Annotated in this window: 19 protein-coding genes; 6 read left to right on the forward strand and 13 right to left on the reverse strand. The window is 36.3% G+C overall.

Annotated elements, in window-relative coordinates; genetic code table 11:
- Window positions 1-154 precede the first annotated feature (154 nt).
- From ACFSTA_RS02820 to ACFSTA_RS02830, 3 genes are read right to left on the reverse strand one after another with little or no spacing between them, the layout of a single operon-like run.
- On the reverse strand, window positions 155-961 hold the full coding sequence (locus ACFSTA_RS02820; RefSeq protein WP_377555040.1) for a DUF4097 family beta strand repeat-containing protein: 807 nt from the start codon (window positions 959-961) through the stop codon (window positions 155-157).
- Window positions 954-1,514, reverse strand: a complete 561-nt coding sequence (locus ACFSTA_RS02825) for a DUF1700 domain-containing protein (protein WP_377555041.1) — start codon at window positions 1,512-1,514, stop codon at window positions 954-956. Before ACFSTA_RS02825 ends, ACFSTA_RS02820 begins: the two co-directional genes overlap by 8 nt.
- Complete coding sequence (locus ACFSTA_RS02830; protein WP_377555042.1) at window positions 1,507-1,830, reverse strand: PadR family transcriptional regulator; 324 nt, start codon at window positions 1,828-1,830, stop codon at window positions 1,507-1,509. The genes ACFSTA_RS02825 and ACFSTA_RS02830 overlap by 8 nt, the downstream gene beginning before the upstream one ends.
- Before the next feature lie 290 nt (window positions 1,831-2,120).
- Here ACFSTA_RS02830 and ACFSTA_RS02835 point away from each other — a divergent pair, with 290 nt between their 5' ends.
- The 3 genes from ACFSTA_RS02835 to ACFSTA_RS02845 all read left to right on the forward strand — a co-directional run bounded on the left by ACFSTA_RS02835 (window position 2,121) and on the right by ACFSTA_RS02845 (window position 4,662).
- Window positions 2,121-2,876: a GTP cyclohydrolase II gene (locus ACFSTA_RS02835; RefSeq protein ID WP_377555043.1), complete on the forward strand. Its 756-nt coding sequence runs from the start codon at window positions 2,121-2,123 to the stop codon at window positions 2,874-2,876.
- On the forward strand, window positions 2,869-3,957 hold the full coding sequence (ribD, locus tag ACFSTA_RS02840) for a bifunctional diaminohydroxyphosphoribosylaminopyrimidine deaminase/5-amino-6-(5-phosphoribosylamino)uracil reductase RibD (protein WP_377555044.1): 1,089 nt from the start codon (window positions 2,869-2,871) through the stop codon (window positions 3,955-3,957). The genes ACFSTA_RS02835 and ribD overlap by 8 nt, the downstream gene beginning before the upstream one ends.
- 138 nt (window positions 3,958-4,095) lie before the next feature.
- Window positions 4,096-4,662 (forward strand): 5' nucleotidase, NT5C type, encoded by a 567-nt coding sequence (locus tag ACFSTA_RS02845; RefSeq protein ID WP_377555045.1) that lies wholly within the window; start codon window positions 4,096-4,098, stop codon window positions 4,660-4,662.
- A 104-nt stretch (window positions 4,663-4,766) separates the two neighbouring features.
- Here ACFSTA_RS02845 and cydC read toward each other — a convergent pair whose 3' ends face one another.
- From cydC to helD, 5 genes are all read right to left on the reverse strand, one after another.
- Window positions 4,767-6,479: a thiol reductant ABC exporter subunit CydC gene (gene cydC / locus ACFSTA_RS02850; RefSeq protein ID WP_377555046.1), complete on the reverse strand. Its 1,713-nt coding sequence runs from the start codon at window positions 6,477-6,479 to the stop codon at window positions 4,767-4,769.
- Window positions 6,476-8,206: a thiol reductant ABC exporter subunit CydD gene (cydD, locus tag ACFSTA_RS02855; protein WP_377555047.1), complete on the reverse strand. Its 1,731-nt coding sequence runs from the start codon at window positions 8,204-8,206 to the stop codon at window positions 6,476-6,478. Before cydD ends, cydC begins: the two co-directional genes overlap by 4 nt.
- Before the next feature lie 18 nt (window positions 8,207-8,224).
- Window positions 8,225-9,238: a cytochrome d ubiquinol oxidase subunit II gene (locus tag ACFSTA_RS02860; protein ID WP_377555048.1), complete on the reverse strand. Its 1,014-nt coding sequence runs from the start codon at window positions 9,236-9,238 to the stop codon at window positions 8,225-8,227.
- On the reverse strand, window positions 9,235-10,584 hold the full coding sequence (locus ACFSTA_RS02865; RefSeq protein ID WP_377555105.1) for a cytochrome ubiquinol oxidase subunit I: 1,350 nt from the start codon (window positions 10,582-10,584) through the stop codon (window positions 9,235-9,237). Before ACFSTA_RS02865 ends, ACFSTA_RS02860 begins: the two co-directional genes overlap by 4 nt.
- 543 nt (window positions 10,585-11,127) lie before the next feature.
- The gene (gene helD, locus ACFSTA_RS02870; RefSeq protein WP_377555049.1) at window positions 11,128-13,434 is read right to left on the reverse strand and encodes an RNA polymerase recycling motor HelD; all 2,307 of its coding nucleotides are present in this window, start codon (window positions 13,432-13,434) and stop codon (window positions 11,128-11,130) included.
- A gap of 251 nt (window positions 13,435-13,685) precedes the next feature.
- Here helD and ACFSTA_RS02875 point away from each other — a divergent pair, with 251 nt between their 5' ends.
- On the forward strand, window positions 13,686-14,582 hold the full coding sequence (locus tag ACFSTA_RS02875; protein WP_377555050.1) for a patatin-like phospholipase family protein: 897 nt from the start codon (window positions 13,686-13,688) through the stop codon (window positions 14,580-14,582).
- A gap of 53 nt (window positions 14,583-14,635) precedes the next feature.
- Here ACFSTA_RS02875 and ACFSTA_RS02880 read toward each other — a convergent pair whose 3' ends face one another.
- Together ACFSTA_RS02880 and ACFSTA_RS02885 are read right to left on the reverse strand one after the other, a co-directional pair.
- On the reverse strand, window positions 14,636-15,211 hold the full coding sequence (locus ACFSTA_RS02880) for an NADPH-dependent FMN reductase (protein WP_377555051.1): 576 nt from the start codon (window positions 15,209-15,211) through the stop codon (window positions 14,636-14,638).
- Window positions 15,212-15,324: 113 nt separating this feature from the next.
- Window positions 15,325-15,780 (reverse strand): MarR family winged helix-turn-helix transcriptional regulator, encoded by a 456-nt coding sequence (locus ACFSTA_RS02885; RefSeq protein WP_377555052.1) that lies wholly within the window; start codon window positions 15,778-15,780, stop codon window positions 15,325-15,327.
- Window positions 15,781-15,965: 185 nt separating this feature from the next.
- On the opposite strand from ACFSTA_RS02885, the gene pdxK reads away from it, so the two are divergent.
- On the forward strand, window positions 15,966-16,775 hold the full coding sequence (gene pdxK / locus ACFSTA_RS02890; RefSeq protein WP_377555053.1) for a pyridoxine/pyridoxal/pyridoxamine kinase: 810 nt from the start codon (window positions 15,966-15,968) through the stop codon (window positions 16,773-16,775).
- Between the two features lie 225 nt (window positions 16,776-17,000).
- Window positions 17,001-18,689, forward strand: coding sequence for a beta-N-acetylhexosaminidase (gene nagZ / locus ACFSTA_RS02895; RefSeq protein WP_377555054.1), 1,689 nt, complete (start codon window positions 17,001-17,003; stop codon window positions 18,687-18,689).
- Between the two features lie 34 nt (window positions 18,690-18,723).
- Here the strand turns inward: nagZ and ACFSTA_RS02900 are convergent, their stop codons facing one another.
- The 3 genes from ACFSTA_RS02900 to ACFSTA_RS02910 are packed head-to-tail and all read right to left on the reverse strand — an operon-like array spanning window position 18,724 to window position 21,287.
- Window positions 18,724-19,326, reverse strand: coding sequence for an SAM-dependent methyltransferase (locus ACFSTA_RS02900; protein ID WP_377555055.1), 603 nt, complete (start codon window positions 19,324-19,326; stop codon window positions 18,724-18,726).
- Window positions 19,327-19,328: 2 nt separating this feature from the next.
- A complete protein-coding gene (locus ACFSTA_RS02905; protein ID WP_377555056.1) occupies window positions 19,329-19,970 on the reverse strand; it encodes a class I SAM-dependent methyltransferase in 642 nt (213 codons plus the stop codon).
- A 48-nt stretch (window positions 19,971-20,018) separates the two neighbouring features.
- Window positions 20,019-21,287, reverse strand: a complete 1,269-nt coding sequence (locus ACFSTA_RS02910; RefSeq protein ID WP_377555057.1) for an MFS transporter — start codon at window positions 21,285-21,287, stop codon at window positions 20,019-20,021.
- Window positions 21,288-21,480 lie beyond the last annotated feature (193 nt).

Here is a 21,480-nt window from a genome sequence, read left to right on the forward strand (position 1 = left end):
ACTGACTAATTCAGTTGCTATTTTTAATGCTATTTTAATGTCAAAATGTCTGTTAAAACCAATGTGAATTAGGTAGTAAATTGAAGTTTTCTCCCCTTCAACCCGTTATTTGATAAATGCTACCTTTTCTTTGAATTATTTAGAATAACATAAGTTATTTCGACACCTTAATACTTCCATTCACTGTCTCTAACTTTATTAAATTCTCACCATCACCAATAACAGTATGCCTAGAATCATTCCCGAATATATCAACTTTTCCATTGACAACATCTACGTCTATCGTAGCATTCGTAGGCTCTTGTTCTGTCTCAATCCTAAGTTTCCCATTAACAGACTCTAAATCAATAGGGCGATCCAAATGATCGACGACAAGAGAAATACTGCCGTTGGTTACTTCACCAATAATTTCACCACGAACATGGCGAAGCGAAACTTTCCCATTTTCTGAATTCACTTTTGTCGCATTCGTCTCCATATCACGTAATTGAATCGCACCATTCACCGTTTCAATTGTAGCAAGATTTACATGTAAATCTTCTACATTAATTTTTCCATTGATAACATCAATATTTAAAGCTTCGTATTGTTTTTCAGGTACATATACTTTTAGCGTCGGTCCCGAAAAACTAAAATCGAAACTAAAAAATTTAAAGAACCTCTTCTCTTTCAATACAATGTTAAGAGAGCCATTTTCTACGTCCGCTTGGAAATTATATTTTTTATTCTTTTTTTCAGCGGCAGTAAATTCGACTTTGGTTGTCGTTTCTTTTGTTGGTAAAATTTCCACTCTAGAATTATCTGATTCGATATTGATATTTAAGATGTCCTGTTCATCAAAGGATTCCTCTTTTGAAACCGGCTCCGAAGCAAAAACCGATTGAAATGTCACCATACTTCCTATTCCCCCAATAATTATTAAACTAACTGCGATCGTTATTAATAACTTCTTCTTAGGCATGCTTCATTCCTCCTTTTACAAGTTTTGCATTAAATTTCAAATAACGAACAAAGGCATTCATTAATGCTTTAGTAACATAAAACATTCCTATTGCAATAAACACACCAAGACCTGCTAGTAATAATGAAAAGAATAGGTCAAACAATATAAAAGTCCCTGGTGCAACCGAAATATTAATAAGAACGAATAGCGGGGAAGCAATAAACGAAATCCCACATGCCCAACCTGCAAAAACAATAGCGACTAGAGCAATAAATGGTCCTAATACTATCACTAAGTTGAAAAACCCAAGACCAATTACTGCCCAAACAGCGCGAAGAATGTTTCCAGCCGTAATACTCCCTTCAACTTGATCCAAATGATAGGAAGCGACAAGTTCTTTGGCGATTTGATTTGGTGAACCAAGTGATTCTGCAATTTGCTCCTCTGTCTTACCTTCTTCCAATCCAAAGACAAAATGTTCCTCAAAATCCTGCAAAATGTCATTTCGTTCATCAGATGGTAGTTTTCCTAATGCTACATTCAGTCTATCCATAAATTGTTTCTTAGTCACGATTAACACCTTCTTCTATTAATTGATTTACCCCACTCGTAAATGCCTCCCATTCTTGGAGAAGTTCTTCTAAATACGTTCTCCCTTCCCCAGTTAACTTGTAGTATTTACGGGATGGTCCTTCTGATGATTCTTTTAAATACGTCGTAAAATAACCGTCTTTAGTTAAACGTCTTAATAATGGGTATACTGACCCTTCAGAAATCGCAATACGATCAGAAATTTTTTGAACGAGTTCATATCCATATCGCTCCTGTTTATCTAACAATACAAGCACACATAATTCCAAAACACCTTTTTTAAACTGTACATTCACTATTGTTCCACCTCACGAAAGTGATTAGTACTATACATTATATAGTACTGTTGTAAAAATTATACCTTGCTATTTTAATTTAACACACAGTACTGTTCATTGCAAGGTACTATATTAAAAATTATAAACTAAAAAGCAACAAACATTTCATCCCCAGTCATAAAAGGAATCAAATTCATATTATATGGGATATATAAAGCAAAATAATTACTACAATTTCGAGAAAGAAAAATTGATGACATTGGATTTTTTATTTATACTAAGGGCACATTGAAAGGAGATAAGACAATATGGGGCAAATGAAACTAGAAACTAAAGTTTTTTCGATATTAAAAGATAAAATACAATCCATTCAGACAACTGAAGGTGCAATATACTTAGTAGGGCCAATCAAACTTCCTGTAAATTTATATGGAGAAACCGTAGAATTTAAATGGTATTGCTGGTTAAATTGCGAAAAGTTGACAGATGATTATCAACAAATAATTGATAATTTATCTTCTAAAAACTTAGCAGAATATCAGCAATCCAGTGTATTGGTATATGGTGATTTCGAAAAAAGTGATGATGCATTAATCCGAATGCATTCCATTTGTCACACTGGTGATATTTTCGGAAGTAAACGTTGTGACTGTGGTTATCAATTAAAGGAATCCATGAAGAAGGTTAAAGTACATGGTTCTGGAGCAATCTTTTACCTCGCGAATCATGAAGGAAGAGGAATTGGATTATTCTCTAAAGCTATGGCATATGTGCTACAAGAAAACGGATATGATACTGTTGAAGCAAATGAAAATTTAGGTTTTGTTAACGATTCGAGAAACTATGGTGATGCAATTAAAGTACTACAAAAATTACGATCCAAACCAGTAACTTTAATTACGAATAACCCGTTAAAATTAGAAGCACTACAAAATGCGGGATTACAAGTCTCAGGAAGAGTTCCATTATGGGGCGATAAATCCGAGTATAATGAAAAATATTTACAAACAAAAATCACGAAATCAGGACACCTAGAGGAAGAAAGGACTTGCTCGAATGACTAACCATGAGTTTTATATGGATCTTGCATTACAAAACGCTCGAGCAATGAAAGGACAGACAGACCCTAACCCACTAGTTGGATCTGTTATCGTCAATGACAATCGCGTCGTTGGAATTGGGACTCATTTAAGAGCTGGGGAACCACATGCTGAAATTCATGCGTTACGTATGGCAGGTGACAAAGCGCATGGTGGAACGATTTACGTAACACTTGAACCTTGTTCCCACCACGGAAGAACAGGTCCTTGCGCAGAGGCTATTGTTGCAGCTGGTATAAAAAAGGTTGTTATCGCAACACTTGATCCAAATCCAATCGTTGCTGGGAATGGTGTGAAAATACTTAAGCAAGCAGGTATTGACGTCATCGTCGGTATTTTAGAAAAAGTGGCCATTCAGATGAATGAAGTTTTCAATAAATTCATCGTTTCAAAAAAACCGTTTATAACAATGAAGGCTGGAACAACGTTAGATGGGAAAGTAGCAACAAGGACGTTTAACAGTAAATGGATTACATCGGAACAATCTCGATTAGATGTGCATCAATTGAGAAGTGAAAATATGGGTATTTTAGTTGGTATTAATACTGTTATAAAAGATGATCCCGCTTTAACGTCTCGAACACCTAATGGTAGAAATCCCATACGTATTATACTGGACTCCAAATTACGAATTCCGATGGACGCTCAAGTTGTAATCGATAAAGCAGCAGAAACATGGGTCTTTACTACAGAGAATTATGACCGTGAAAAAAGAAAAGCATTAGAGGATGCTGGTATATCGGTTTTTGTTACTGAGGGAGCTGAATCAGTAGATCCAAACGAAGTCGTTAGCCTGCTTGGAGAAAAATCAGTTTCTTCGGTATTATTAGAAGGAGGCGGAAATATTCACGCTTCCTTTTTGGAGAATAGATTAGTGGATAAAGCCGTTTTATATTTTGCTCCGAAATTAATTGGTGGAAAGGAAGCACCGACCTTCCTTGAAGGTACAGGATTCGAGCTAATGAAAGACGCTGTCGAACTAACAGATACCGATATCGAAAAAATTGGAGACGATTTTAAATTTGTCGGATATCCGATATATTAACATTGGCTGTTTGGTCTACAGCTTGTATGATTCGCTCATATACTTGGATATTCGCTCTTTTCGACAAAAATGCGCTCAAATATTAGACGAGGCTCCCACACCTAGCTCCAATTAATTACTGCATAAAAGAGGGATATGATGAAATTTGGTTTTGATATTGATGATACGTTAATCAACTTACGAGAGCATGCTTTTAACTTATATAAACAGAAATTAAACAAACAACTTTCTCGCGATGATTTTCTTGCAATTAAACGTGTGGAAATCCATGAACCATTTGGTTTATCTGATGAACAAGGGAAAGAAATGTGGAACAGCTCTCTAGAAGAAATTTATTTTACAGACTGCCCAGCATTCCCCGGAGCTATTGAAACACTACTTGAATTAGACCATCAAGGACATGACATTTACTATATCACCGCACGTCCTAAAGAACATGGTGAACGCACGAAAGACTGGATGAAAGAACAAGGTTTTCCCATTCAAGACGATCACTTTTATTACGGAATGAAAGATGAAGAGAAAGTTCATATCATACAAGACCTTGATTTGGACTTTTATGTAGATGATAAACCATCTGTATTGCGTACACTTTCAAATACTTCTGTGAATCTAGTAGTGAAAGATCAATCGTATAATGAAGAGGTAAAGGTAGCACGAATAGTTGATTGGGTAGATTTTATGACTGTAATGAATAACGAATAGAAGGAAGGGCGTTCCGTACTTATAGGAACGCCCTTGTCAGTATATCTATATCTATGTCGAAACTCACCAAACAGACATACAGATCCACCCCATCAATAATCCCACTACAACAAACCTTTTTCGATTTCCTTCAATTCATAAAAATACCCTTTTCGTTCCATCAATTCATCAAAGGTTCCCGCTTCTATAATCGTTCCTTGTTCCATAACGATTATTTGGTCCATCTTCTCTATACCTGTAAGACGATGGCTAACTAGTACAAGCGTATCTTTAGCAGCTCGTTCAAAAAGGTTATTATAGACGAATTCCTCTGTTAACGCATCCACCGAAGAGGTAGGCTCATCAAGAAGCCAAAGCTTACCTTGTTTGAGTAGGGCTCTAGCAATCGCTAATCGTTGCTTTTCTCCACCGGAAAGATTTTCACCTTTTTCATATAAAGAGTCATCTAATGAAAGGTGCTCCAAGCGAACCGTAGAAAGCATTTTTACCATTTCCTCATCACACAAATCCGTCCTTGCAAGCAGTAAATTATCACGGATTGTACCATAGAAAAAATGATTTTCCTGTAATACAACATTTGTTTCTCTCCAAATACTTTGCTCTGTTACACGATCAATACAAACTCCATCAATCCATACTTCTCCATGGTTTGCTTGAATTAATTTCATCATCAATTGCAATAAGGTAGATTTACCAGAACCACTTGGACCAACAATGGCTGTTTTCGAACCTGCTGGTAGCTCTAACGATATATTTTTTAAGGTAGCTCGCCACTCGTCCGGGAATGTAAAATTCACATCATTCATTACAATAGACGGTGATCTTGTGATTGCGAGTTCTACCTGGTCAGCATCGTCATCTGATGCTTCCTCTTGTACAACAGAAAATAGCCTTCTTGTAGCTGTCTTTGTGTCCTGAAGGTAAACTGGAAACACCGCCATTGGACTTACATCCTCAAAAACTGTTAATGATATCATCACGAGCATAGCTAAAAAAATACCCTCTAATTGTCCATTTACCACGAGAAAAGCACCAAGTAACAACACAACCCAGGATATAAAGAGGGTTACAAAAGAATTTACTGATTGACTATAAATCATATTAACACTTTCTCGCTTTTGTTCTGACAAATATCGACTTGCAGAATCGTCTAGCTTTCGTCCTTTTTCATCAAGCATTTGGTTTATTTTCAAATCACGAAAACCATGAAGAAATTCGGTTACCTCTGTCGACAAGGATCCCCTTCCGTCTCGAACATCACTGTCGATTTTTGCTTGCCTCTTTGCAAACCAAGCTGGAACAACAAAGGTAGTCAATAATAGTCCAATTAATATAACAATCGCTACATATACTGAGAAAAATGTCGTGAATATTATCGTACTTAAGAAGACGATAATCAGCACGATCGGTGGATAAAACACACGTAAAAAGAAGTTTTGTAGACTTTCCACGTCCCCAACAATTCGAGCGAGTAAATCCCCACTTCGGTACCTCTGAAATATCTTTGGTGCTAACGGTTCTAGTTTCTCAAAAAAGGATACACGCAAATTACTTAAAATAGTAAAGGTTGCTCTATGAGAAAAGTATCTTTCTGCATATTTACTAATTGCTCTGGTAAACCCCAGCAATTTCACTGTCGAAGTGAGTACAATCAACGCATACAAAGGTGGTGCAAATGCAGCTTTAGATATTAAGTATCCACTAGCTGCAAAAAGTCCTACCGCTGCAATCCCCGCTACAAAACCAAAAACGATGGAATAAAAAACATCTCTTTTTTCCTTCATTAGCAATCTTACAACCGGTATGAAATCCTTCATGATGCAGTCCCTCCCCGCTGAACAGATACCATTGACTTATATGCAGGGACAGATTCCATCAATTCTTCATGACTTCCCGAAGCAATTAATCTACCTTTTTCTAAAAATAAGATCTTATCAGCATGTTTAATTGTATGAAGTCGATGAGCAACCGTAATCACGGTTGCATGTTGAGCAAGTTGTTTCATAGAGGCTTGCAATATTTTCTCCGTTTGTAAATCCAGACCAGTCGTAGGTTCATCAAATAATATGACTGAAGGTTTTTTCAGGAATGCTCTAGCAATCGCTAATCGTTGTTTTTCCCCACCTGATAATCCTCTTCCAGCTTCCCCAATCGGAGTATCATAGCCTTTATCAAGAGAACAAACTAAGTCATCTACCCCTGCCTGCTTAGCCGCTTTTTCTATTTCCTCTCGAGATACATGTTCTCCTCCACCAATAGAAATATTTTCAGCGATAGTTCCTGAAAAAATAAACGGGTCTTGCGTGATATATCCTAATTGGTCAAACCAGTCCTTCTCACGATAACGATATAATCCCTGTCCATTAAGTAAAATCTCCCCTTCTTCAGGTGCCAGTAAACCAGCAAGTAAATGGAGCAATGTAGTTTTTCCCGAACCGCTTCTGCCGACAATTGCAATTTGACTATATGGGGTGATCTTCTCATTAATATTGTTTATGGAAAATTGATCTTCTCCATAACGAAAAGCTAGGTTTTGAAGTTCCATTTCTGGTGGTTCTGTATGATCAATTGCCATCTGACCCCATTTTACCAATTGTTCCTCTTCTGCTAATTCTTCAAAAACCTTTTTTGCTGCTCCCATACTTGTCCGACCATTATGAAATGTAGTTCCAAGTTCCTTCAAAGAAGAGAAGAATTCTGGCACCAACACTAATACGAAGAAAGCAGTAAAAAAGGAGATGCTTTGATAAACGATTAGTTGTATTGCCAATTCTAATGCGACAATTCCAATACTCAACATGGTTACAACTTCTAGCATAAAGGAAGAGGTAAATGCCACCTTCAATATTTCCATTGTTGCATCACGAAATCCTAAACTACTGTTTTCAATCGTTTCTTTTTGCCGCTTCGCCTGACCAAAAAGTTTTAACGTCGTAAGTCCCTGTAATGCATCAAGAAACCTCCCAGAGAAGGCGGCTAATTGATCCATTTGCTCTTCTGATTTCACTTTTGTTTTCATACCAATAACAATCATAAAAATAGGAATGAATGGAGCAGTAACTAACATAATTAATCCTGAATTTACATGTTGTGTGAAAACAATTATGAGAATTAAAATTGGAATAAATGTTGTTTGGATGACTTGTGGGATATATTTACTAAAATAATTATCAACTTCATCAACCGCATCCATCATCATGCTAACTTTTCCTCCAGTTTGCCCACGTAAAGAAGACTGTAGAGGGTTTTTAGCATATTTTTCCATCAATTCTTTTCTTAAGTGTCGTTTTACTTTTGTCGCCATCTCTATTCCTCTTTTACCTTTCCAGTAGTTACCTATCGTTCTCACAAGTAAAACGAGAAATAGCCCTCCCAATGTTGGAAGGACTTGTGATATGGACTGCTCGTTCAAAAATACACCATCAACAGCTTTTACAAGGAGAAATGCTTGAAATACAATTGCTGTTCCTATAACAACCGCAACCATAAAGAGAAATAACATATCTTTTTTTTGCGCTGATGCTATTTCTTTTAAACTTTTCATATAAACGATTCTCCTCGATTATTTTTTCCCTCTAACATAATCCGCATCGAATAAAAATAACTTCATTAATAGTATCAACGAAGGAACTAATAATAATAACCCTGCTATGAATACTATTACCAACGCAATTCCCATCGATTCATGGGTAGCACTATGTTGGATTGTAATATACGGATCAAGAATGAATGGGTAATGACCAATACCATACGCAAAGAATGCGAATAAAAATTGTAGCATGACACTGATAAACGCAAGACCATAATACTTTCCAGCGTAAAGAAGTAGCATCGCAATCATAAAGAATCCGACCGATAAGCCGAGCATCCACCATAAATCCATCATATTGTTAAAGTGTCTTTCATTGTGTTGACCTAAAAAGATGAAGGCTGTTAGGGCCGCAATAATTGTAGGGGTACTCCAAAACAATGCATATCCCCGTACTAATTTTAAAGCAGCATGATCATTCGCACGAGAAGCATAAAAAGTAAGGAATGTAGCACTAATAAACAATACCGAAACAACTGCTAAACCGACAATACTCCAAGATAATGGACTTGTGAAAAGATCCAGATAGTTTAACGTAACAGCTCCACCTTCTTCAACAATAAATCCACCTTCTGACAAGGTTAGTGCAACAGACAATGATGCGGGAATAAATAACCCCGTCGCTCCATACAAAAACATATACACATTACTGTTTTTGGAACCGTAATTTTCAAACGCATAAAACGAGCCTCTAATAGCTAGCAATATAATCCCTATGCTCCCAGGTACTAATAATGCTGCACCATAGTAATAAGCAGTATCTGGGAAAAAGCCAACAACTCCAACAAAGAAAAATACAAAAAACACATTGGTTACTTCCCAAACAGGGGATAAATACCTTGCTATTAAACGATTAATGATATGGTCCTTCTTCGTCACCTTTGCATAATAGGCAAAGAATCCTGCACCGAAGTCAACCGACGCAACGATTAAATACCCATATAAGAATAGCCATAATACTGTAATACCAATGATCTCATAACTCATTTCGTATCACCCTTTTCTAGTGTAGGGTACTGTTTCTCTAGCTCTGCCTCTACCGGAGTATTTCGAAATAGCTTTCTTAATATAACGACACATAGAGTTCCAAGTACGATATATAATGCTAAGAACAATATGAACATAATACCCACATAAGGTGAATTAGTCGCTGCCTCTTCTACTGTCATATATCCACGTAATATCCAAGGCTGTCGACCTTCTTCTGCATAGATCCAGCCAAATTCAATGGCCAACATAGCTAGTGGCCCACTTAAAACAATTAAAGATAAGATGCCTTTATGATGTTCATTCCATTTCTTGACCCTACTAAAGATCAAATAAAGCATAGATATCCCCACTAGCGTAAAACCAATCATTACCATTAAATCAAACATATAATGCACCCATAATGGTGGTCTCACATCTTCTGGAAACTCTTCTAAACCAATCACCTCTGCATTAAAATCACCATGTGCTAAGAAACTTAGGAACTTAGGGATTCGAATTTCTCCGATAGCTTCATGGGCATCATTCAACCAACCAAACACGATAAGATCCGCGCCCGCTTCGGTTTCAAAATGCCACTCCGCAGCAGCCAATTTTTCTGGTTGATGTTCGGCAAGAAACTTCGCAGAAACATCTCCTGCTAAAACGGATAAGATACCGAAAATTAATACTAATGTCATCGTTAACTGCAAGGCTTTCTTATGATAATCAGATGTTTTCTTTTTCAATATCATAAATGCAGTAATCGCAGCAAGGATAGCTGCTACGGTTACATATGCTGTTGTTAATACATGAAATACTTTCGTAGGTGTAGCAGGGTTCAACATGGCCGCAATCGGGTTAACAGCCGCGAAGTGACCGTTGTCTAGTAGGAACCCCTCTGGAGTGTTCATAAAACCATTTACCGTGGTAATAAACACGGCAGACATTCCAGCACCAATTACTACGGGTAATGTTAATAACCAGTGAGTAAATGGTTTCTTAAAACGATCCCAAGTGTATAAGTATATCCCAAGGAAAATTGCTTCAAAGAAAAACGCAAAAACTTCCATAAATAACGGTAAAGCTATGACGTTTCCAGCAACTTGCATAAAGTTGGGCCATAGCAAGGATAGCTGCAACCCAATGGCGGTTCCCGTCACAACACCTATTGCAACAGTTATGACAAACCCTCTAGCCCACCTTCTGGCCAGCATCAAGTAATGAGTATCTTTCTTTTTAATCCCAAGGAACTCAGCAACAGAGATCATTAATGGCATGCCCACACCTAATGTTGCAAAAATTATATGAAAACCAAGTGTTAATGACGTAAGTAACCGACTCATTAAAACTGGATCTAAATCCATCAACATGTATAGCCCTCCTTCGGGAAAAACATACTTTGTTCATTAATGAACAAACATAATTATAAAAAATGAAGAAAAGTATTCTCGATTAATATTTATTTTCCACTATATCCATAGTATAAAACATTTTCATGGAATATTACACATGATGGGTTGACAATTGCTTGACATTTTATGACTAGATTTTTTTACAGTAGACCGTTTTATATACTTAGTATATGAAATTATTCAATATGTAAACGAAAAAGGAGACATTCCACAATGCATGGAGCGGTATTTCTTAAAACAGCTTCACCTGAAAGTATTCGTGGACATCAAGTACATTAATGGATCTAACTACTGCATGTATGCCTATCTTTTCTATTACATGAGAAACTGATGTCATTAGCCCTTTTATAATCGTATTTGTCACATTTAATATATTTCACCATGTCATATATCTTTTTCACTATCTATTTTCATTACAAAGTGAAGACTATAAACCATAAAAAACCTCATCGGTATTTTTCTACCGATGAGGCATAGTTAACTGGGAAATGCATTTTATGTCGTCGATTGAATCAATTCATACGTATTACGTTGCACCTCATCTATAAAGAAACATGGTTCTCCTTCAACGATCAATACGAGCTCATGCATCGCTCGTGTACACGCTGTATAAAACAGTGTCCGATCTGATTCCTCTACATAATATTGATCAGAGGCATTGGGAATAATGACACCATCAAATTCAATTCCTTTTGCCAAATAAATCGGTAACACCAATAAACCTCTTGTGAAAGAATAGGTTTCTTCATTAATCATGTGGACAGGGAGTTGCCCGTGTAAAAGCTCATATATCTCCTTGCTTTCTTGAAGGGTCTTACAAATAATTGCTATCGTTTCGTTACCTTTATCTTGAAGTTCTTCTATCACATGTATTAATACTTCTCTTTTTTGGCTTTCCTCATTCACTTGAATAACCTTAGGTAAGTTTCCTTCCCTTTCGAATGCTTCTATCAACTCTTCTCCAGGTGCAAACTTCTTTGTGAATTCGACAATTTGCTTCGTGGAACGATAACTTTTTGTCAATGTGATTCGTTCATGACTACTTTCTAAGCTATGCGGTACCAAGGGGTTTTCTTTTGTCGCTAATGAATAGATTGCCTGGTTAATATCGCCTAATAGCGTCATTCTTGTATAAGGGAATATATGCTTTATATAAGCATATTGAAACGCAGAGTAATCCTGTGCCTCATCAACAAATAAATGCCTGACTGATCGATCCGCATTATCTCCTAGTAACTTACCTTGGAAATACACATAAGGAGTCGCATCCTCCCACGTCAAAAATCGATTAGATAAATTCTTGGACGTTTGAACAGCTATTTGCCCCCACTCTGACGGAACATCCACATTTACAGTCCCTTCATGAAACAGTTTATAATAAGTTGCTAATACATGAACAAACTTGAATTGTTTCACCTGTTTTTTGATGCGAGCAAAAAATCGTTTAACAACTGCTTCCCGCAAAATATCTTCCTCCATACTCACATCATCGTCATTATCTTCATAATGAGCTTTTAAGTATGCTTCTTTATCCAATAACTCAACCTGTTCCATTACCCAATCTTTATCTTTTTCTACCTTTTGGTGGTTTTGTAACTCCTTCAACAACCATTTCACAACGATTTCCATTTTATTTGGGATGGAAATCTCCTTATTTAAAGAGTAGAAATAATTCTTGATATCTTCTTTGGAAATGAGAATACGCTTTTGAAACGTAATATTTTTGAAGTGCAATCCATCTTCTTCTAATTGAGTTAAAAAGTCATCAATAAGCTTCATAAATGCAATACTTGATTTATAATCCATGCCTTTTACTCTCGTTTGATAACTATTACTTTCTTTTTGTGTAAGTACATATTCCATTTGTTCAAAAGGCGACTCTATTGTAATGCTATCATCGATCTTATCTTTTAAATAATCCAAAAATGTAGTTTGCCTTACATTTGCTTCCCCTAACTCAGGTAGGACATTTGATATATAGCTTGAAAAGAGCGGATTCGGCGAAAACATAACAACATTATCAGCATGAAGCTTCTCCCGATACCTATACATTAAATAGGCAATACGCTGCAAAGCGGCGGAAGTTTTTCCACTTCCTGCAACACCTTGTACAATTAGCAAACTACTTCGCTCATTTCTGATTATCATATTCTGTTCTTGTTGAATCGTAGCAACAATATTTTTCATTGATGAACTAGCATTGTTACCAAGAGCTTGTTGCAATAATTCGTCTCCTATTGTGACACCTGTATCAAACATTCCCTTAATTTTGCCTTGTCTAATAATAAATTGTCTTTTTAATGTAATTTCACCAGAGATTGTTCCATCTAGCGTCTCATATGACGCTAGCCCCGGAGAAAAGTCATAATAAAGACTAGATATGGGAGCACGCCAATCATATATTAAAAAATTTTCGTCTTCGTGATCCATCATTGAATTAATTCCAATATAGATTGAATCCGCTTCTGTTTCACGATCCTCTATAAAATCTATACGCCCAAAGTATGGTGAATCCTTTAATCTTTTTAACGTTTTCAGCTGTTCATCCATTATCCCATGGATCTGCTCTCTTTGCGCCAGCAATTCTGCTTGTTGTTTCATGCTCGCTTCTGTTTCAATGATATCATCTGGTTCATCCAAATTAATCTTTACATCATCCCAAAAAGTCTTTCGCAGTTCAATTACATCTTCTTGTAATCCTTTTGACTTAGTATATAATTGTTGTGCTTTCTGGTTGATTTCATCAATGACAAAATCTACTCGTTTTTGTTCATTAGCACGACTATTTGCTTCTTTACTCATCATACCAACTCCTAACAAAAATGTTTTTAGTTGACTTCACGAAACCAGAAGTGTTATAATATAATTGGGTACTTATATTATAAATAGATTCATAAGTCATAACTAATTTAGTTTACCATCTTTATAAACCAATTACAACCCATCAGACCGAGATAATATTCACTAGAATGTTATTCTAGCCTGGTGGGTTTATTTTAAAACGTTGGACTATAATTACATAACACTAGTTACACGAAACAAAGGAAGTGTATATGTTGAAATATAATGCAAACCTTGTTTTAGAAGGCGGCGGTATGAGGGGGGCATATACTGCTGGTGTACTTGATTTTTTTCATGATAAGGAAATTAACTTCCAGCTTGTTACTTCTACTTCATCATCCGCACTTATCGGGAGCTCCTATGTAGCAAGCCAGCGTGGAAGAAACTACAGAATTCTTCAAGAAATCGGAAACAACAAACAATCCATATCTATTCGTAATCTGATTCAGCATAAGGAATTATTTAGCATGGACTTTATATTTGATAAACTATCCAACGAGTCTGCATCTCTAGATTTTACTGCATTTTCAAATTCCTCGACTAAATTTATAATTGGCACGACTGATTTAGACACAGGTAAACCAATTTATCACAGCCACTATAAATCAAAGTCCGATTTATTAACTCTTATTCGAGCGTCATGCTCATTACCTATTCTCGCTCCGAGTATTACATATGAAGGTACCGAAATAATGGATGGTGGAATTTCCGAAGCCATTCCAATTAGTCCTTCGATTGAAAGTGGATCCCAGAAGCATGTAATCGTACTAACAAGGAACGAAGGATATATTAAAAAACCTACCCGACTTACTTGGTTATTTAAAAAGGTCTTTAAAGATTATCCTAATTTTGTAAGGTTATTACAGACCCGTCATCAGCTTTATAATAAAACAACTGAAATTCTTGCTGGGATGGAACAGCGAGGAGAAGCATTTATTATACGTCCAACAAAACCTTTACAAGCTAGTAGAGTTGAAAAAAACAGCAAAAAGCTCCACGGATTATATATACAAGGATATAAACAGGCAGAAAATAGTTTTGGAGATTTACAACGATTCTTGGAAAACTCAAACCAATCTTATTACTTCCAAGAAAATATTTCTTCTTAAAGACAAAACCCTCACCTTATTCCATAAGGTGAGGGTTATATATATCTTGAAATTTATGCGTTTACTTTTTCTGTTCTTACCGTTTTTAATGCACCGCTCCAAGCAATTACTTGATCCAGCATTTCGTTGGCATTGTTTGCATGATAATCAGCAGGCTTAAACTCACTAAAGTTTTCAAAATCAGTTAGAAGTGAGAAGGTTACAGCAGTACGGACATCAGCAACTTGTAATTCTCCTAAGATTAAACGTAAGTTTTCATGGGCACGTGTACCACCTAGGCTACCGTAACCGACAAATCCAGCTGCTTTATTATTCACTTCAGCATTTAAGTAGTCAGTAGCATTTTTGAAAGCTCCACCAACAGCATGATTGTATTCCGGAACTACAAAAACATAACCATCAAATGACGCCATTTTTTCAGACCATGCTTTAATCGCAGCTTCTGCCTCTTCCTTTTGGGCTGCAGGTACTTCCGCTCCAAGCATTGGTAATTGATAATTAGCAAGATCGACAATCTCGTATGCTACATCATCATTACGTTTTGTAGCAAAGTCATAGATCCAATTTGACACTGCTTCACCGTTTCTTCCTTGACGTACACTTCCTAATACAATACCTATTTTCAACATATAAGTATTTCCTCCTTGTTGTATGAATTTATATTTGGCGGGAAGCGAACTCCCCATGTGAAAATATAATGAAATCATATATCACGAATTAGAGATATTTTTTTAAAAAAAGGCTATATTCTTTCTGCATAGTGACCTAATTTCTTTAGTTGATCGATCATAATCTCTTTTTCATTTTGACTTAATCCACCCATAATTTCACGCATTGCTTCCATATGCTTTGGAAAAATGTTATCCATTAACTCTTTCCCTTGATCAGAAATAGCTGCATACGTTACACGGCGATCGTTCGGACATGCCCTTCTTCTAAGAAATCCCTTTTCTTCTAACTTATCCACAACATACGTAATACTGCTGCTAGCAAGCAATACTTTCTGACCAATTTTTTGAATTGGTTGATCACCTTTGTGGTATAACAATTCCAGAACAGAGAATTCAGTTAGATTAAGTCCATGGCTTTTAATGTCTTTTATTACCTGCTTTTCAACAGATTGTAATGCACGAGTTAGGACGACAAATAACTTTATCGAAACATCTTTATCTGACATGGATTTTTTAGTCGAACTCATCACGATCAATCCTTTTCATTATTATCTCGAATTCAAGATAAATTAAGTATAAGACATTGACCTTAACAATGTCCACTTTACTGCTTTAATCCCGATCAAAGAAGTAAGGTTTTAATTCTTTTAATCATAAGTAATTTGGTATATTCTATAAAAGAATACATGAAAAATGTTTGGGGGTATCATCAATGACTTTGAAAAAAACATTAACCCTGGCTGGATCAGATTCTAGCGGTGGAGCCGGTATACAAGCAGATTTAAAGACGTTTCAGGAGCATGGTGTTTATGGGATGACTGCATTAACTTCCATTGTAACGATGGACCCAGATAATTCTTGGAATCACAATGTGGATCCCATAGATGTTCACATTGTTGAAAAACAATTAAATACAATACTATCTGTTGGTATTGATGCAATGAAGACAGGAATGCTCGGTTCTGTAGATATTATTAAACTTGGAGCAAAAAAAATCGATGAATATAAATTAGACAAGTATGTTCTTGACCCTGTAATGGTATGTAAAGGTGAAGACGAAGTATTGCAACCCGAAAACACGGATGCAATGCGAGAATTCTTACTACCTCGTGCAATTATTACAACACCGAACCTTTTCGAGGCAGGACAACTTGCTCAAACAGGACCAATTAAGACCATAGAAGGTATGAAAGAAGCCGCAGAAAAGATTCTCGAGCTTGGGGCACAGAATGTTGTTATTAAAGGTGGAAAAGCATTAGAACACGAATATGCTGTCGACCTATTCTATGACGGCAAAGAATTTACCCTTTTAGAAAAGGAGAAAATAAATACAACATATAATCATGGCGCAGGATGTACCTTCGCAGCTGCGATTACAGCAAATCTTGCTAATGGTAAATCCGTTCAAGAATCGGTTGAGTCTGCGAAAGAATTTGTAACTGCAGCAATCGCACACGGTTGGAGTCTAAACCAATATGTAGGACCTGTTATGCATGGAGCATTTAATCAAATCAATCAATAACGTTAAGGCTTGGAGATACTTTCTCCAAGCTTTTTTGGTCATTCATTAAAAAATGGAGTATTTTAGATGAAACACTTACTTCTGAAACAATTAAAATAATCATATCGTCTATACTAGTAATACAAAATAATTTAAGAGTTGTTCAAAATTCTGGTGAAAATGACACATCAAACTTCTCAGTCCTTTTCATCCTCCTTTTGAACACGCACTTTAAGGAGATTTATTATGAGGAAGAAAATAGGCGTTATTGGAATACTTTTAAGTCTTCTTCTTATCATAGGATTTATTTTAATTGGAAAAACGTTCACAACAACTCAACATAAAATTTTAGCCAAGGATGCACCAAAGTCTATTGTGTCATTGCTTGAAAAAGAATTCATTATACGTCAATCCGAACAGGACATTATTGATGTTCTATTCAAATCGGCTAAAGAAGGAACGATACCTAACGTACCGATTACTGCTGGAATAACAGAAATCAATGAAGTAATGAACCAATGGGGAGAACCCGAAAATTCATCCACAACAGACCATGGTATTTATATTGACTATCCAGAATCCAATATAACGTTGGGCTACGCTAATGATATTGTTTTTGATTTACGTTCTTTTGATCAAAACCTGCAACAAATACATTTGGAAGATATTCTCCAAAGAAAAGGAGAGCCAGATGAAAAATTATATTACAAGGATGAACAGGTGGATCAAATCATTCTTGTTTACCAATTAGGAGGATCCTATCAGTTAAAATGGATTTTATCTAAACCTACCACAGATGATCCGAACCCTGAAGTTCACCATATCTCTGTTGTTACGGAAAAAAGCGAATCCACTCCAGCGAATTCAATAGAAGGGATGAGCTTAGAGGAAAAAATAGGTCAAATGATAATTGCTGGGCTACCTGGTACTGAAATTGCAAAGGAAACCAAAAGCCTAATAAATGATTATAAACTAGGTGGACTTATTTTTTACGCAGATAATTTAGTAACAGTAAATCAAACAAAGAATCTAGTCAACGACATTGTAGAGGTAAATTCGGCCAACGATATTCCATTATTTCTAAGTGTTGATCAAGAAGGTGGTCGTATCACCAGATTACCTGGGGGAATCTCTGATCTTCCAACAAATGAGGAAATTGGTAATATAAACGATCCCACCTTGTCCTACAAGATAGGATCTCTATTAGGCAAACAAGTAAAAGAATTTGGCATGAATCTTAACTTCGCTCCCGTACTTGACGTTAATAGTAATCCAAATAATCCCGTCATTAATAATCGATCCTATGGAGATAATGCATCCGTAGTGAGTGAGCTTGGTATTCAAACGATGAAAGGAATTCAGTCAGAACAGGTTGTACCGGTTATTAAACATTTTCCTGGCCATGGAGATACTTCCGTTGATTCACATTTGGAATTACCCATAGTTGATAAAAGTATGGAGGAACTACAAAATCTTGAGTTAATTCCATTTAAAAACGCAATAGATAATGGAGCTGAAATTATCATGACCGCCCATATTTTATTGCCAGAAGTTGACCCAGTATATCCAGCAACCCTGTCGAAAGAAATACTTACAGATTTATTACGAGATCAGCTAAGCTTTGATGGTTTAATAATTACCGATGATATGACCATGGATGCCATTGAAAGCAATTATGAAGTAGAAGAGGCAGCTATTCAATCTATTAGAGCAGGAAGCGATATCGTATTAATAGCACACGGATATGACCCAGTTGTAAATACTATGCAAGCTATAAAGCAAGCTGTTCAAGAGGGCGTAATATCCGAAGAAAGAATTAATGAAAGTGTCCGTAGAATTCTAGAAGTAAAGCAGCAGTATAACATGACGAATAATAAAGTTGATAACATAGATATCGAAAAACTTAATAAACAAATGGATGAAGTGTTGGATTAACCATGCAAAGAGGGGACAGTCCCCTCTTTGCATTTTATGTTAATTGATATATTAAAAATCTTTCGGATGTGTCTTTTTCGTATAGGTTTGTTAGTTGGATTTCACATTTTAGGTTAAAGGGTGTATTCGTTACCAGGTAATAGATATAATCCTCTGATGGGTAATATAAAATCACTTCCACATCACGTGGATGACCTTCGACAGACTTCATTATGTTATTTATGACGCTAATAAATATTTGGACCGAAAACGGATTAAAAAAATAAAATCGGTTTTCTTGGGAATCCACTCTATAATTTTCTGCTAAACAACATTGAAACTGCACTTTTTCCAAACTATTTTTGAATCTGCTTCCATATCGCTCCCTATTTTCCATCGCCTGCCGAATAAATGATTCACTCCTATCGACACCAGTTACTGTAGCATGGTAAAAGTAATGAATGAAAAAAATTAATCTGCCCTTTCCACAGCCAAAATCGACAATGTGATCATTCGGCTTAACTTCATACTGCTGGAATAAAGTTTCCAACGCACTGTATGGTGTTGGTTCATAGGGATGATAATGCCCGGGCTCTTCCATTGAACCTTTTCCGGCTGTACGAATGTTTAGCAGTTTATCAAAATAATATTCCTTCATAGCTAACGCTCACCGAGTTCATTCTTATGTTTTTTACAAATGGCTATTCCCAAAGGATATGCTCTACCTTCAGCAGAACTCTCCGGCTCAATTAAAACACCCTTTTGATAATAAAATGTAGTAGATTGGTAAATTCCAAATAAATCTTTAAATTCGTCTACTGTTAGTTGGTGGACGTGAAATTCCTGTCCACTTGGCTTTCCCCTGCCCTCACCAAAAGGAGTAGAGAGAATTAATGTGCCTCCAGGATTTAATAATTGATAGATATTATGTAAAAATCGTTCCTCTTCGTGTATATGCTCGATTGTTTCAAAGCTGAGAATACAATCAAACGTACCAAGCTTTTGAGGTAGCTCAGGATCCGTTACATCCCCTTCTACAAAAGAAGATAGAGGATGATAATATTTATTTTTTGCATAGTCAATTGCATCTCTATCATAATCGACCCCGACAACCTCATTCACTTTCCTCTTGCATAATTTTGCAATTATATGTGTGCCGTATCCCGATCCACTGGCAAAATCTAGCACCCGACCGTGTACGTATTCGGCTGCAAAATGATATCTTGCAAGATGTTCCAACAGAAGCCCATTTAAAATTTTCATTTTATCTGGAATAACTCTTTCTCCAGTATCCTTTAGCATTATATTCACCGCTTATTGTTATATTATCATTCCTAATTTCATTTATTCTTAGCTTGATAGCTTTGCCTTATTTGGTTTGGTTGCTAGTAATGAACATATTACACCTATTACAGGGAAAAGTAAGGTGACAAGGAGCACTGGTGTATAACTTTGAAATATATCATAACCAACTCCAAATGGTAATGGTCCTAAGGAGGATCCGATAACCCCCATCGTAACTCCTACTCCATTAATACTACCAATATACTTACGGCCAAAATAATTCGGCCAAATAACATTTAACCCAATTCGCTCTAACCCATTTGCTATTCCCCAAAGCGTACCAAATAAAATAGCGATAATAAGATTATTTGTCACTAATAATAATAGTAACAGTAGAATCTCAATACCGAAAATAACTACTAGTAAATAATTGGTTTGAATTTTGTCGGTAATGTAACCTGAAACAAAAGACATGGGTATCCCCACAACTGCCATTAAACTTAAAACAGTTGCCGCAATCTCGGGAGAAAGGTCATTAGTTCCAAATATAGAAATGATATGGAACGTAATCCCTGTATTCACCATTGCTGGGATTCCTACACAAATCAAAATTGCCCAAAATGCTCTTGTCTTTCTAGCTTCGCTTAATGTCCAGTCTTGGTCAGATTCTTTAAGTGCTGTTCCCATTACGGGTCGATTATGGTCCTTATTCCTATCTGCAAAACCGTCTGGAATTAATCCCATTTCTTCTGGTTTATTACGAACCCCCAAAAGTGCTGTAGGGACAAATACAACCAAAAGTAAAACACCCCAGACCTGCCAAGCAAAGCGCCAATCCCAAGTTTCAATCATCCATGTATTGACAATTGGAAACATCATCGCACTTGCAAAGCTTCCTATCGTCATAATACTGAATGCTATCCCTCTTTTTTTCACGAACCACTGCGCTACTAATGTGTTAGGAATAAGACTCATACTCCCTTGCCCCAACAAGCGGACAAGAAAAAAACCAATTGCAAGCATCCAAATGTTCGAAACCATACTATTAAAAAAGCAAGCTAATCCAAAAAGCGTTCCAATCGTCACCATCATCGACCGTTGGCCATATTTATCAATAGACCTGCCAACAAACATCATAATCAGTCCCGCTACTAAGGTTGCAACGGAATATATTCCGGAAACTTCTGATCGGGACCAGCCAAAGTCATTTATGTATTGATCGATGAAAGCCGAGTTTGAATATGTCTGGCCTGGTCCAGAAAAAAATACACCTAATGCTGCAATAAATACAATAAACCACCCGTAATAGAAATTTTGAAAAAATTTTTTAGCCACATACACACCTCCTGTTGATTAGTTGCTTATTGGTAGGAGAATGATACGTGAGAAGAATGACACGTGGTTTTTGAGGAATTACACATGAAAATATATCATTAATTCAGATTTATAGCAAAAAATTAATTTTCAGCCTAAAAATGGAGCTGGGACAAAACTAATACTTTTCATTCTAATGATGAACGATTTCACA

Origin of the sequence: Ornithinibacillus salinisoli (assembly GCF_042684965.1) — a bacterium.
GTDB lineage: Bacteria > Bacillota > Bacilli > Bacillales > Amphibacillaceae > Ornithinibacillus > Ornithinibacillus salinisoli.